Genomic DNA, 12,769 nt, shown 5'->3' on the forward strand with positions numbered 1-12,769 from the left:
ACCCGCTGCGAAGAAGGAGACGCACCATGGCGAACAAAGTCGACACCACCCCACCCCGCAGCGAGGTCATGCTCGAGCTGCAGCGGCTCGAAGTCGGTTCGGCGGTCGCGCTGGTCGGCCATCCGCTGCACGTGATGCTGGTGCACTTCCCGGTCGCGTTCGTGGTCGCCACGCTCGGCGTCGATGTCTTCTACTGGTGGTCGGGCGATGTGTTCTGGCTGCGGGCGGGACTGTGGGCCGCCGGCATGGCCTTCTGGAGCGGCGTCGCGGCCAGCCTGGTCGGCACCGGCGAGCTGCTGCTGGTGCGCGGCATCCGGCTGCACGAGGCCAGCTGGTCGCATGCCATCGCGGCCATGACGCTGGTCGCCATCTCGGGCGCCAGCTGGGGCCTGCGCCTGACCGACCCGGCCTCGGTGCTGCCGCACGGCCTGATGCTGTCGGTGCTGGCCTCCGTCATGGTCGGCTTCGCCGGCTGGCATGGGGGCAAGCTGGTGTTCGATCATGGCATCGGCATCCTGGTGTCGCCGAAGGACTGATGCCACAGGCGTGACAGCCCGCCGGGCTCGAACAAGTGGGTGGCGAACTGGTTCGAATCGATCTGCGGCTTGGCCAGCACCACCCACAGGATGGCGAGGATCAGCACCGCGTAGGTGACCGACAAGCTGATGAACGAGACGCGCCCGAAGCGGCCGGCGGGCGAAAAGAGCTGGTGCACCACCAGCCCCGCCACCACGTGCAGCATCGCCATGATGCCGACCAGCACCATCTTGATCGAGAACCACTCCTCGTAGGTGGCCTGCAGGAAGATCAGCGCGGTGCCGCTGCCGACCGCGACGAAGGCGGCCGGCGAGGTCAGCTCCACATACACCAGCCGGACGATCCGGTGCAGCCGATCGAGCTCGGCCCCGGCCTCGAGCCCGCGCCGCTGCCAGAACAGAAGGGGCAGCACCAGCAAGCCGCCCGACCAGACCGCGATCGTCGCCAGATGGACGAACTTGAGGAAGGTCGTCACAGGGCCGCCTCCGCGGGCCGCAGGCTGGTCCAGGCGCGCCAGAGTCCGGCGCCCAGGTAGGGCAGCATCGCCGGCACCCACATCAGCAGGCCGGCGAGCTGCTGGTCGGCCAGCGGCGTGAAGCCCCAGGCCAGGGTGCTCGCGAAGTGCACCGGATAGAGCGGCTGCGCCGCGAAGACGATCAGGGCGCCCAGCAGACCCATCTGCCCGATCGTCACGGCGAGCGCGACCAGCGCCAGGCCCGAAGGCGTGGCCGGCGACAGGATCGCGCGCCACATCAGCCAGGCGCTGCCGAGCAGCGTGAGCTGCATCAGCCAGTAGGCCGGGACGCTCGCGAGCCCCCAGGCATAGGCGCCGGGCGCATGCCAGACCCACAGGGCGACCGCATGGGCCGCGACCAGCATCGGGAGGGGGACCCGGCCGGCACGCCGCTGCGGGAAGGCCAGCGCCAGCAAGGCCGCCACCGCGCTCACCAGGATCACGTGATGCAGCACGCGGACCGAGAACAGCGCCGACGACAGGGCGCAAAGCGGCGACACGAAGACCACGGCCATCAGCGCCATCGCGCCCCAGCCGGCGCGGGCATCGGCGCCGCGGCCGCGGGCCACCACGAACGCCAGGGCGGCGAGCGCGACCAGCACAGGCGGATCGAAGTTCCAGCGCGACCACGCATCGTCAGGCACCGCGGCGGCACCGCAGTAAGCGATCAGCGAATTCACCATGGCGGTTTCCTTCCCCCGTGCCGCGGCCGTGCACGCCCCGCGGACTGCTTGGTTTGGAAAATACTAGTCCAGCACGCCCGGCCTGTCGAAGGGTTCGACTCGAATGACAAACGCCCGTTTCTGTGCAAAGCGGGCGAAACACGGTCGACGGCACACGCCAGGCCCGACAATGCGGAGTGGCTCCTTCCAACTCCCCTCCTTCGCCTGCGGCCTCGGCCGCCCACCCTTACGAGAGTCTCACGCCCGACGTGGTGCTGGATGCGCTGGCCGCGCTCGACCTGCACGGCGACGGCCGTCTCACGGCCCTGAACTCCTACGAGAACCGGGTCTACCAGGTCCACCTCGAAGACCGCAGCGCCGTGGTGGTCAAGTTCTACCGGCCCGGCCGCTGGAGCGACGACCAGATCCTCGAGGAGCACGGCTTCGCGATCGAACTGGCGGCGGCCGAAGTGCCGGCCGTGGCGCCGATCGCGGTCGCCGGCCGCACGCTGCACCACCATGGCGGCTTCGCCTTCAGCGTCAGCCCCTACCGCGGCGGCCGCGGGCCCGAGCTCGACGACTTCGAGGTGCTCGAATGGGTGGGCCGGTTCCTGGCGCGCATCCACGCGGTCGGCGCCCGCACGCCCTTCGTCACCCGTCCGGCCCTCGATCTCCAGACCTTCGGCCTCGCGTCCCGCGACTGGCTGCTCGGCCACCAGATGGTGCCGCTGGACGTCCAGCGCGAATGGGAAGCCGCGTGCAACACCGCCTTCGAGATGATCGCCGCCAGCGCGCTCGGCATCGGCCATGACGGCGACAACGACCCGCCGCTGAAGCGGCTGCGGCTGCATGGCGACGTGCACCCCGGCAACATCCTCTGGACGCCGACCGACCGCCCCGGCGGCGGCCCGCACTTCGTCGACCTCGACGATGCCCGCACCGGCTTCGCGGTACAGGACCTCTGGATGCTGCTGTCGGGCGACCGCGCCCAGCAGACCGGGCAACTGAGCGGCCTGCTCGACGGCTACGAGCAGTTCCGCGACTTCGACCGCCGCGAACTGGCGCTGGTCGAGCCGCTGCGCACCTTGCGACTGATCCACTACAGCGCCTGGCTGGCGCGGCGCTGGGAAGACCCGATCTTCCCGATCAACTTCCCGTGGTTCGGCTCCAGCGACTACTGGAAGGGGCAGATCCAGATGCTGCAGGACCAGTGCGAGGCGATGGCCGAGGAGCCCCTCTACGCCTGATCGGCGGCCGGCACGCCGGCCCGCACGGCACGCAGAAAGCCCTGCACCACCGCGTTCTCGGGCCCCTCACGCCAGACGCAGTAGGCATCCGAGCCGGCCACGTCCTCGTCGAGCGGGCGGAACAGCGCGCCGCGCAGCGCGGCCCGGCGCAGCGCGCTCGGCACCAGCGCCACGCCCATCCCCTGCGAGACCAGCGAGACCACCGACAGCCAGTGCCGCACCTCGTGCCGCACCTCGGGCCGGAAGCCGGCGTCGGCACAGATCGCGAGGATGCGCTCGTGGTAGTCGGGCGACGCGCTGCGCGAGAACAGGACGAAGGGTTCGTCGCGCAGGCTGGCGATGGCCACCGTGCGCCGGCGCGCGAGGCGATGCCCGACCGGCAGGCAGGCGACGAAGGGCTCCGACAGCAGCAGCTCGTGGCGCAGCTCGGCCGGCATGCGGCTGGTGTGGACGAAGCCGAAGTCCAGCCGGTCGTGCAGCAGCTCGGTGATCTGTTCGCCCGAGTTGAGCTCGGCCAGCGTGACGCGCACCGCCGGATGCCGGGCCTGGAACTTGGCCAGCGCCTGCGGCAGGCCGCGATAGAGCGTGGCGCCGACAAAGCCGATCCGCAAGCGCCCCGCCGAGCCCTGCGAGACGTCGTGCGCCTCGAGGGCCGCCTCCTCGGCCTGGCGCAGCAGCCGCCGGGCCGAGGCCTGCAGCGCCTGGCCGGCCGGCGTCAGCCGCACCTCCTTGCTGTTGCGGTCGAACAGCCGCGCGCCGACCGATTCCTCGAGCTGGCGGATGGCGACGCTCAGCGGCGGCTGCGAGATCGACAGCCGGCGTGCCGCGCGGCCGAAATGAAGCTCGTCGGCGAGGACGACGAAGTAGCGCAGGTGCCGGAGTTCCATGCGGGGCAGTTTTCCACAATAGGCAAATCAGATCAATCAAGTCATATCTGATATTGGACAAGCATCGTCAACCGCGAAAAGATGCGCGTCCGACAAGGAGACGAGACATGTCCAGCACACCCGCCCATCCCGTGCCCGACCGCCACGGGCAGAATCTTTTCACCACCGACGCCGAGCTGCACCGGATGCTCGCGCTCTACCTGCCGCCCGAGCTGGTGCGCCACATGCGCCCGCACTTCGAGCGCCTGGGCGCCCTGGCCGGCGGCCGGCTCGACGAGCTGGCGCAGACCGCCGACAAGAACCCGCCGACACTGACGCTGCGCACCCGCACCGGCATCGACCAGCAGAAGATCGACAAGCATCCCGCGTATGTCGAGATGGAGCGCCTCGCGCTCAGCGAGTTCGGGCTGGCCGCGATGTCGCACCGCGAAGACACGCTGGGCTGGAAAGGCAAGATGCCGCCGCTGGTCAAGTACGTGCTCACCTACCTCTTCGTGCAGGCCGAGTTCGGGCTCTGCTGCCCGGTCTCGATGACCGACTCGCTGGCCCGCACGCTGAAGAAGTTCGGCAGCCCCGAGCTGGTCGAGCGCTTCCTGCCGCGCTTCCAGTCGCTCGACTTCGACACCCTGGCTCAGGGCGCGATGTTCATGACCGAGCAGGCGGCCGGCTCCGACATCGCGGCCACCCTCACGCTGGCCCGCAAGGACGCGGCCGGCCAATGGCGCCTCGAAGGCGACAAGTGGTTCTGCTCCAATCCCGACGCCGACTTCGCGATGGTGCTGGCGCGTGCCGACGATGCGCCGGCCGGGATGAAAGGCGTCTCGCTGTTCCTGCTGCCCAGGCAGCTGGAGGACGGCAGCGCCAACCACTACCGAATCCTGCGTCTCAAGGACAAGCTGGGCACCCGCTCGATGGCCAGCGGCGAGATCCGCCTCGAGGGCGCGCTCGCCTACCTGGTCGGCGAGCAGGGACGCGGCTTCCAGCAGATGGCCGACATGGTCAACAACTCGCGCCTGTCGAACGGCGTGCGCGCCGCCGGCCTGATGCGCCGCGCCGTCGCCGAGGCCGAGTTCATCGCCGGCGAGCGCCGCGCCTTCGGCCGCCGCCTCGCCGACATGCCCCTGATGCAGCGGCAGCTGAACAAGCTCAGGCTGCCGGCCGAGCAGGCCCGCAGCATGGTGTTCCAGACCGCCCAGGCGCTGGCCCGCTCCGACGCCGGCGAAGCGGGTGCCTATGCGCTGCTGCGGATCCTCACGCCGCTCATCAAGTTCCGCGCCTGCCGCGACGCCCGCAAGCTGACCGGCGATGCGATGGAAGTCCGCGGCGGCTGCGGCTACATCGAAGAATGGAGCGACCCGCGCCTGGTGCGCGATGCCCACCTGGGCTCGATCTGGGAGGGCACCAGCAACATCGTCGCCCTCGACGTGATCCGCGCCGTCAAGCGCGAGAACTCGCTGCCGGCGCTGCAGGCGCATTTCGGCGGCCTGCTCGACGACACCGCCGTGGCGCCGGCCTTTGCCGGTGCACTGCGCGATGCACTGGCGCGCGCGGCCGCACTGGCCGCGACCGCGGCGCACGAAGGCGGCGACGTCCTGGCGCGGCAGGCGGCTTCCGCCCTCTATCACGTCTGCAGCGCGATCGCGATGGCCTGGGAAGGCGCGCGCAGCGGCTCGCCGCAGCGCATCGAGTGGGCGCAGGGCGTGCTGCTGCACCGTGTGCTGCCGCGCGATCCGCTGGCGCCGGATGCGGTGCCGGCCGCGTGGAACAGCCCTGCGATCGCGAAGCAGGCCGCCACCGCCTGACGCGCCCCACAGAACATCAAGGAGACACCATGAAACTGCTCAAGACCCTCGCCCTCGCCGCCGCCATCTGCGCCCTGCCGGTGCTGCCCATCCTGTCGACGGCGCAGGCCCAGGCTTTTCCGACCAAGCCGATCTCGCTGATCATCCCGTTCCCGCCGGGCGGGCCCACCGACGCGATGGCGCGCACCCTGGCCGCAGAGATCAAGGGCAGCCTCGGCCAGCCCGTGATCGTCGAGAACCGCGCCGGTGCCGGCGGCAACATCGGCGCCGATTTCGTGGCCCGCGCCCCAGCCGACGGCCACACGCTGCTGTTCGGGACCTCGGGCCCGTTAGCCATCAACGCCAGCCTCTACCGCAAGATCAGCTACGACCCGACCACCAGCTTCGCGCCGGTGATCCAGATCGGGCAGCTGCCCAACATCCTGGTCGTGAACCCCTCGCTGCCCGTGAAGGACGTGCGCGAGCTGATCGCTTATTCCAAGGCCCACCCCGGCCAGCTCAGCTATGCCTCGTCGGGCAACGGCGCCTCCTCGCACCTGGCGGGCGTGCTGTTCAACGGCATCGCCGGCACCGACCTGCAGCACGTGCCCTACAAGGGCACCGGGCCGGCGCTCAACGACCTGCTGGGCGGCCAGGTGTCGATGAGCTTCACCGACGTCCTGACCGCGCTGCCCTACATCAAGGCCGGCAAGCTGCGCGCGCTCGGCATCGCCACGGCGCAGCGCTCGCAAGCCCTGCCGGAGCTGCCGACGCTGGCCGAGCAAGGCGTCAAGGGCTACGACGTCAGCGTGTTCTTCGGCATCGTGGCGCCGGCCGGCACGCCGCCCGAGACCATCGCCAGGCTGAACAAGGCCTTCACCGAGGCACTCGCGACGCCCAAGGTGAAGCAGCTGTTCGCCTCGCAGGGGTTCGAGCCGGCGACCGACGCCTCGCCGCAGCAGCTCGGCCGCTTCATCGCGGCCGAGACCGCCAAGTGGAAAGACGTCGTGAAGAAGTCCGGCGCCCAACTCGATTGACGCCATGACCGCGACCACCAACACCGGCGCGCTGGCCGGCATCCGCGTCCTCGACATCTCGCGCATCCTCGGCGGGCCGTACTGCGGCCAGATCCTCGGCGACCATGGCGCCGACGTGCTCAAAGTCGAACCGCCGCAGGGCGACGACACCCGGACCTGGGGCCCGCCCTTCAAGGACGGCGTGGCCTCGTACTACCACGGCCTCAACCGCAATAAGCGCACGATGGCGCTCGACCTCGGCAGCGCCGAAGGCCGCGAGGCCCTGCTGGCGCTCGTGGCCGAGGCCGACGTGCTGATCGAGAACTTCAAGACCGGCACCATGGAGCGCTGGGGCATCGGCTACGAGGCGCTGTCCGAGCGCTTCCCGCGACTGGTCTGGTGCCGCGTGTCGGGCTTCGGCGCCGACGGGCCGCTCGGCGCGCTGCCGGGCTACGACGCCGCGGTGCAGGCCATGACCGGCATCATGAGCATCAACGGCGAGTCCGAGGGGGGTCCATTGCGCGTCGGACTGCCGGTGGTCGACATGGTGGCCGGGCTCAATGCGGTGATCGGCGTGCTGCTCGCGCTGCAGGAGCGCCAGCGCAGCGGACGCGGGCAGTTCGTCGAGGCGGCGCTCTACGACAGCGGCCTGTCGCTGCTGCACCCGCATGCCGCCAACTGGTTCCTCGACGGCCGCACGCCGCGCCGCACCGGCAACGCGCACCCCAACATCTATCCCTACGACGCCCTCCGGACCGGCACTGATCCGATCTTCCTGGCCGTCGGCAACGACCGCCAGTTCGCGAGCTTCTGCCGCACCATCGGCCTGCCCGAGCTCAGCGACGACCCGCTCTACCGCGACGCCGGATCGCGCTCTGTGAACCGCGACGGCCTGAAGCAGCGGCTCGAATCGCAGCTGGCGACTTTCGACGGCCGCCAGCTGGTCGACCAGCTCATGGCCGCGGGCGTGCCGGCGGCGCCGGTGCTGTCGGTCGATGCGGCGCTCGAGCATCCGCACACCGCGCACCGCGAGATGGTGGTCGAGATGGAAGGCGGCTGGCGCGGCATCGGCGCGCCGGTGAAGCTGAGCCGCACGCCGGCCAGCTACCGGCATCCGCCGCTGACGCCGGGCACGGGGTTCGAGTAATCGCTACTTCAGGTAGGACCGCAGCGCCGCCACCACGGCCTCGGTGTCCTCGCCCCGCTGTGTCGGGTCGGCCTCGGGCCCCAGGTGCTCGCGGACGTGGCCTTCGAGGACTTCCAGCATCAGCCCGTTGACGGCACCGCGGATCGCCGCGATCTGCTGCAGGATCTCCATGCACTCGGTGCCCGCGCCGAGCGCGCTCTCCAGCGCCGCGGCCTGGCCCTTGATGCGGCGCACCCGCGCCAGCAGCTTCGCGTTTCCTGTGATGGTGTGGCTCATGGGGCGATTCTAGACGGCCGGCCATATACTGGGGTACAGTATCTGGCCATGCAGACTCTTCAAACCACCCGGGGCTGGCAGCACGCCCACGTCTTCGACGACGGCAATCCCCTGGCCCAGCGCGCCACGCTGTGGGCGGCGGTCCTGACCGCCGTGATGATGGTGATCGAGATCGCGGGCGGCTGGATCTTCAACTCGATGGCGCTGCTGGCCGACGGCTGGCACATGAGCTCGCACACCGTGGCCCTGGGTCTGTCGGTGGCCGCCTATGCCGCGGCGCGGCGCTTCGCCGACGACCGGCGCTTCTCCTTCGGCACCTGGAAGATCGAGATCCTCGGCGGCTACACCAGCGCGATCGTGCTGGCGCTGGTGGCCGCGTCGATGCTCTGGCAATCGGTCGAGCGCCTGCTGGCCCCGAGCGCGATCCACTACGACCAGGCGATCGCGATCGCCGTGCTCGGCCTGGGCGTGAACCTGGCTTGCGCCTGGCTCTTGCGCGGGGAAGACCACGGCCACGCCCATCACGGCCACCACGATCACCACGGCCACGCGCACCACGACCTGAACCTGCGCTCGGCCTACCTGCACGTCGTGGCCGATGCCGCGACTTCGGTGCTCGCGATCGTCGCGCTGTTCGGCGGCAAGCTGTGGGGCGCCGACTGGCTCGACCCGCTGATGGGCATCGTCGGCGCCGGGCTGGTCGCGGTCTGGGCCGCCGGGCTGATGCGCGAGTCGGGCCGGGTGCTGCTCGACGCCGAGATGAATGCGCCGGTGGTGGCCGAGATCCGCGAGGTGATCGATGCCAGCCCGGTGCCGGCCACGCTGTGCGATCTCCATGTGTGGCGGGTCGGCAAGGGCAAGTACGCCTGCATCGTCTCGCTCGCCACCGACGGCGATGTCGGGCCGGACTACTTCAAGCAGCAGCTGCGCATCCACGAGGAGCTGGTCCACATCTCGGTCGAGGTGAACCGCGTGGCGGCGGCCCCCGGGCTCAGGCCAGCAGCTGCCTCGTGATGAGCTGCCAGTGCTGCGGCTCGACCGGCGTGATCGACAGCCGGTTGCCCTTGCGCAGCACCAGCATGTCGGCCAGCGCCGGCGTGGCGCGCAGTTCGGGCAGCGACAGCAGGCGGGTCTTGCGCAGCGTCTGCACGTCCAGCAGCAGCCAGCGGGGCTGCTCGGCCTTCGACGCGGCGTCGAAGTAGGGCGAGGCCGGATCGAACTGGGTCGGATCGGGCCGGGTGCCGGATGCCACGCGCGCGATGCCGACGATGCCGGGCTCCGGGCAGCTCGAGTGATAGAACAGCACCCCGTCGCCGACCTGCATCGCATCGCGCATGAAGTTGCGCGCCTGGTAGCTGCGCACGCCGGTCCAGGGCACGGTCGACTTCGGCGCCGCGAGGGCGTCGTCGATCGAGCACTCGTCGGGCTCGGACTTCATCAACCAGTAGCCGGACATGGCGGCGTCGCGCAGCGCGTGCCTCAGACCAGCAGGGCGTTGACCCGGCGCACGTAGGCCGCCGGATCGGCCGGCAGGCCGCCTTCGGCCAGCAGCGCCTGGTCGAACAGGATGTTGGCCAGGTCGTCGAAGTGCGCCGACCCCTCCAGTTTCTTCACCAGCGGATGCTCGGCGTTGACCTCGAGCACCGGCTTGAGCTCGGGCGCCGGCTGGCCGGCCTGCTTGAGCATGCGCGCCAGCTGGGTGCTCATGCCGCCGTCCTGCACCACCAGGCAGGCCGGCGAATCGACCAGGCGGGTGGTGACGCGGACGTCCTCAGCCTTGTCCTTGAGTGTCTCCTTGAGCCGCTCCAGCAGCGGCTTGAAGGACTCGGCGGCTTCCTCGGCCGCCTTCTTCTCGGCCTCGTCCTGCAGCTTGCCCAGGTCGACCGCGCCCTTGGCCACGCTCTGCAGCGGCGTGCCGTCGAACTCGGTCAGGTAGTTGAGCGCCCACTCGTCGACCCGGTCGGTCATCAGCAGCACCTCGATGCCCTTCTTCTTGAAGATCTCGAGCTGCGGGCTGTTCTTGGCGGCGGCCAGCGTGTCGGCCGTGATGTAGTAGATCGCGTCCTGGCCGTCCTTCATGCGCGACTTGTAGTCGGCGAAGCTGACGCTGACCGTGTCGCTGGTGCTGGAGGCGAAGCGCAACAGCTTGGCGATGCGCTCGCGGTTGCCGAAGTCCTCGCCCAGCCCTTCTTTCAGGACCGCGCCGAACTCGGCATAGAAGCGGGCGTATTTGCCCGATTCGTCGGCGTATTCCGCGGCGGCTTCGGCCGCGGGCGTGCTGTGGTCGGCCTTCTTGTCGACCACGTCGGTCACGCCTTCGGTCGGCTCGGGCGCCGGCACCGACTCGCCGGAGCCGACGTCGATCTTGCCCTCGCCGCTCTCGGCCGCCGTCTTCTGCTTCTTCGCCAGGTCCTCGAGCATGCCCAGCACGCGCTTGGTGCTGCCTTCGCGGATCGCCTTGACGTCGCGGCTCTCCTGGAGCAGTTCGCGGCTGACGTTGAGCGGCAGGTCGGCCGAGTCGATCACGCCCTTGACGAAGCGCAGGTAGCTGGGCAGCAGCGCCTCGGCGTCGTCCATGATGAAGACGCGCTTGACGTACAGCTTGACACCCGCGCCCTTGTCGCGGTTCCACAGGTCCATCGGCGCCTTGGCCGGGATGTAGAGCAGCTGGGTGTACTCGGTGTTGCCCTCGACCCGGTTGTGGCTCCAGGCCAGCGGCGCCTCGAAGTCGTGGCTGATGTTCTTGTAGAAGTCGACGTACTGCTCTTCGCTGATGTCCTTCTTGGCCCGGCTCCAGAGCGCGTTGGCCTTGTTGACCGGCTCCCATTCGCCGGTCTTCACCATCGCGCCGCCCTTGTTGTCCTCGCCCTCCTTCCACTCCTCCTTCTCCATCAGGATCGGCAGCGAGATGTGGTCGGAGTACTTGCCGATGATCGACTTGAGCTTCCAGGCGTTGAGGTATTCCTCGGCGTCGTCGCGCAGGTGCAGGGTGACGCTGGTGCCGCGTTCGGCGCGGCTGATGGTGTCGACCTCGAAGTCGCCGGCGCCGCTGCTGACCCAGCGCACGCCCTCTTCGGCCGGCAGTCCGGCGCGGCGCGATTCGACCGTGATCTTGTCGGCCACGATGAAGCCGGAGTAGAAGCCGACGCCGAACTGGCCGATCAGCTGCGCATCGGCCTTCTGGTCGCCCGACAACCGGCTCATGAACTCCTTGGTGCCGCTCTTGGCGATGGTGCCGAGGTTGTCGATGGCTTCCTGCTGGCTCAGGCCGATGCCGGTGTCGGTGATGGTCAGGGTCTTGGCTTCGGCGTCGAAGGCGACGCGCACGTCGAGCCGGGGCTGGTCTTCGAACAGCGCGGGCTGGTCGATGGCTTCGAAACGCAGCTTGTCGCAGGCGTCGGACGCATTCGAGATCAGTTCGCGCAGGAAGATTTCCTTGTTCGAGTAGAGCGAATGCGTGACCAGGTGCAGCAGCTGGGCGACTTCGGCCTGGAACGGGAGTTTGGTCTTGGAGAGGGTCATGGCGCGAGAACAATCAAAGGAAAAAAACGGTTCGCCAACGGCGTACGTTCAACTTTACAAGACCTGGGGCTGGCCGGCCCGATCGCAAGGGCCGGCGGTTTCAAAGCCTTACGAGGCTCAGCGCGGCTGCGACTCGACCTCGCGCGTCCAGCGATCGATCAGCCGCTTGCGCTCCGCCGCCTGGCCGTACTTCTCGAAGTCGTACTTGATGAGCTTGACCCCGTCCATCGACGGGATGCGCGGATCGGGCTTGAAGGTCCGGTTGGCCGGCGACTGCAGGCTGCCGGCCTGGGCGCCGATGGCCTGGCCGGCCGGGCTCATGAGCCAGTCGTAGTAGCGCTGGGCGTTGGCCTTGTTGCGCGCGCCCTTGACCAGCGCGATGCCGCCGATCTCGTAGCCGGTGCCTTCGCAGGGCGCCGCGGCCTTGACCGGGTACTTGTCCTGGCGCCATTTGTCGAAGCCGAAGATGAAGCTGATGCCGACCGCCACCTCGCCCTTGGCCACGTTGGGCGCCTGGGCCTGGCCGCTGCGGGTGTAGGTGGTGGTGTTGCGGTGCAGTCTCTTCAGGTAGTCGAAGGCGGCGTCCTCGCCCATCAGCTGCACCAGCCCGGCGACGATGGTGTAGCCGGTGCCGCTGGTGGCGGGGTGCGACATCTCGATCTCGCCCTTGTATTCGGGCTTGACCAGGTCGGCCCAGCAGCGCGGCTCCGGCAGGTGCTTCTTCTTGAGTACCTCGGTGTTGAAGCCGAAGCCCATGGCACTGGTGTAGAAGCCGCCGACCCGGTTGCCCGACATCGCGTACTGCCGCACCGACCAGTCGTACAGGTCGTTGATGTAGGCCGGGCGGTAGGGCTCCAGCAGCCCCTCCTCGGCCGCCTGCAGGAAGGGGTCGCCGGTGCCGCCCCACCAGATGTCGGTCTTGGGGTTGGCGGCCTCGGCCCGCAACTGGGCGCCGATCTCGCCGGTGCCCTTGTGCGCCTGCAGCACGCGAATGCCGGTGGCCCGGCTGAACTCGGCCGCCGCGGCCTCGCACCAGCCGGCGTCGGTGCTGCACAGGGCATTGACCGTGCCCTGGGCCTGCGCCGCCAGGGCGGCGGCGGTCAGGACGAAGGCGGCAAGGGTTTGGGGAACGAAACGGCGCATGAGGTCTCCCGGGTTCACGAACGAGACGCGCAGGATA

General features: G+C 69.5%; 13 protein-coding genes. 6 read left to right on the forward strand and 7 right to left on the reverse strand.

Annotation, left to right across the window (positions count from 1 at the left end; genetic code table 11):
* Positions 1-26: 26 nt before the first annotated feature.
* Entirely contained in the window at positions 27-536 is a 510-nt protein-coding gene (locus QZH52_RS07180) for a DUF2231 domain-containing protein (RefSeq protein WP_301805968.1), read from the forward strand.
* Here QZH52_RS07180 and QZH52_RS07185 read toward each other — a convergent pair.
* Complete coding sequence (locus QZH52_RS07185) at positions 500-1,012, reverse strand: HemJ family protein (RefSeq protein ID WP_301805970.1); 513 nt, start codon at positions 1,010-1,012, stop codon at positions 500-502. The genes QZH52_RS07180 and QZH52_RS07185 overlap by 37 nt on opposite strands.
* A complete protein-coding gene (locus tag QZH52_RS07190) occupies positions 1,009-1,734 on the reverse strand; it encodes a cytochrome c oxidase assembly protein (protein ID WP_301805973.1) in 726 nt (241 codons plus the stop codon). Before QZH52_RS07190 ends, QZH52_RS07185 begins: the two co-directional genes overlap by 4 nt.
* Before the next feature lie 176 nt (positions 1,735-1,910).
* On the opposite strand from QZH52_RS07190, the gene QZH52_RS07195 reads away from it, so the two are divergent.
* A complete protein-coding gene (locus tag QZH52_RS07195; RefSeq protein WP_301805975.1) occupies positions 1,911-2,960 on the forward strand; it encodes a serine/threonine protein kinase in 1,050 nt (349 codons plus the stop codon).
* Here QZH52_RS07195 and QZH52_RS07200 read toward each other — a convergent pair.
* Positions 2,951-3,847 carry a LysR family transcriptional regulator gene (locus QZH52_RS07200; RefSeq protein ID WP_286522046.1) on the reverse strand — a complete coding sequence of 299 codons (897 nt, stop codon included), beginning with the start codon at positions 3,845-3,847 and terminating at the stop codon, positions 2,951-2,953. The genes QZH52_RS07195 and QZH52_RS07200 overlap by 10 nt on opposite strands.
* A gap of 107 nt (positions 3,848-3,954) precedes the next feature.
* Between QZH52_RS07200 and QZH52_RS07205 the strand changes: the two genes are divergently transcribed.
* The 3 genes from QZH52_RS07205 to QZH52_RS07215 are packed head-to-tail and all read left to right on the forward strand — an operon-like array spanning position 3,955 to position 7,791.
* Entirely contained in the window at positions 3,955-5,649 is a 1,695-nt protein-coding gene (locus QZH52_RS07205; RefSeq protein ID WP_301805982.1) for an acyl-CoA dehydrogenase family protein, read from the forward strand.
* Between the two features lie 29 nt (positions 5,650-5,678).
* Positions 5,679-6,665, forward strand: a complete 987-nt coding sequence (locus QZH52_RS07210) for a Bug family tripartite tricarboxylate transporter substrate binding protein (protein WP_301805985.1) — start codon at positions 5,679-5,681, stop codon at positions 6,663-6,665.
* Between the two features lie 4 nt (positions 6,666-6,669).
* The gene (locus tag QZH52_RS07215; RefSeq protein ID WP_301805987.1) at positions 6,670-7,791 is read left to right on the forward strand and encodes a CaiB/BaiF CoA transferase family protein; all 1,122 of its coding nucleotides are present in this window, start codon (positions 6,670-6,672) and stop codon (positions 7,789-7,791) included.
* A 3-nt stretch (positions 7,792-7,794) separates the two neighbouring features.
* Here QZH52_RS07215 and QZH52_RS07220 read toward each other — a convergent pair whose 3' ends face one another.
* The gene (locus tag QZH52_RS07220) at positions 7,795-8,067 is read right to left on the reverse strand and encodes a metal/formaldehyde-sensitive transcriptional repressor (protein WP_301805989.1); all 273 of its coding nucleotides are present in this window, start codon (positions 8,065-8,067) and stop codon (positions 7,795-7,797) included.
* A 48-nt stretch (positions 8,068-8,115) separates the two neighbouring features.
* Here QZH52_RS07220 and dmeF point away from each other — a divergent pair, with 48 nt between their 5' ends.
* Positions 8,116-9,081, forward strand: a complete 966-nt coding sequence (dmeF, locus tag QZH52_RS07225) for a CDF family Co(II)/Ni(II) efflux transporter DmeF (protein ID WP_301805991.1) — start codon at positions 8,116-8,118, stop codon at positions 9,079-9,081.
* Here the strand turns inward: dmeF and QZH52_RS07230 are convergent.
* From QZH52_RS07230 to QZH52_RS07240, 3 genes are all read right to left on the reverse strand, one after another.
* Positions 9,059-9,523 (reverse strand): EVE domain-containing protein, encoded by a 465-nt coding sequence (locus tag QZH52_RS07230; RefSeq protein ID WP_301805996.1) that lies wholly within the window; start codon positions 9,521-9,523, stop codon positions 9,059-9,061. The genes dmeF and QZH52_RS07230 overlap by 23 nt on opposite strands.
* Positions 9,524-9,546: 23 nt before the next feature.
* Positions 9,547-11,589: a molecular chaperone HtpG gene (htpG, locus tag QZH52_RS07235; RefSeq protein WP_301805998.1), complete on the reverse strand. Its 2,043-nt coding sequence runs from the start codon at positions 11,587-11,589 to the stop codon at positions 9,547-9,549.
* 117 nt (positions 11,590-11,706) lie between these two features.
* Entirely contained in the window at positions 11,707-12,732 is a 1,026-nt protein-coding gene (locus tag QZH52_RS07240; protein ID WP_301806000.1) for an ABC transporter substrate-binding protein, read from the reverse strand.
* Positions 12,733-12,769: the final 37 nt, after the last annotated feature.

This window comes from Variovorax ginsengisoli, assembly GCF_030486595.1.
Classification (GTDB): domain Bacteria; phylum Pseudomonadota; class Gammaproteobacteria; order Burkholderiales; family Burkholderiaceae_C; genus Variovorax; species Variovorax ginsengisoli_B.

Bases quoted from the DNA above. Each gene is read 5' to 3' on its own strand.
- QZH52_RS07215 (WP_301805987.1), top strand. From the start codon at position 6,670: ATGACCGCGACCACCAACACCGGCGCGCTGGCCGGCATCCGCGTCCTC.
- QZH52_RS07210 (WP_301805985.1), top strand. From the start codon at position 5,679: ATGAAACTGCTCAAGACCCTCGCCCTCGCCGCCGCCATCTGCGCCCTG.
- dmeF (WP_301805991.1), top strand. From the start codon at position 8,116: ATGCAGACTCTTCAAACCACCCGGGGCTGGCAGCACGCCCACGTCTTC.
- QZH52_RS07240 (WP_301806000.1), bottom strand. From the start codon at position 12,732: ATGCGCCGTTTCGTTCCCCAAACCCTTGCCGCCTTCGTCCTGACCGCC.
- QZH52_RS07180 (WP_301805968.1), top strand. From the start codon at position 27: ATGGCGAACAAAGTCGACACCACCCCACCCCGCAGCGAGGTCATGCTC.
- QZH52_RS07200 (WP_286522046.1), bottom strand. From the start codon at position 3,847: ATGGAACTCCGGCACCTGCGCTACTTCGTCGTCCTCGCCGACGAGCTT.
- QZH52_RS07190 (WP_301805973.1), bottom strand. From the start codon at position 1,734: ATGGTGAATTCGCTGATCGCTTACTGCGGTGCCGCCGCGGTGCCTGAC.
- QZH52_RS07205 (WP_301805982.1), top strand. From the start codon at position 3,955: ATGTCCAGCACACCCGCCCATCCCGTGCCCGACCGCCACGGGCAGAAT.
- QZH52_RS07220 (WP_301805989.1), bottom strand. From the start codon at position 8,067: ATGAGCCACACCATCACAGGAAACGCGAAGCTGCTGGCGCGGGTGCGC.
- QZH52_RS07230 (WP_301805996.1), bottom strand. From the start codon at position 9,523: ATGTCCGGCTACTGGTTGATGAAGTCCGAGCCCGACGAGTGCTCGATC.
- htpG (WP_301805998.1), bottom strand. From the start codon at position 11,589: ATGACCCTCTCCAAGACCAAACTCCCGTTCCAGGCCGAAGTCGCCCAG.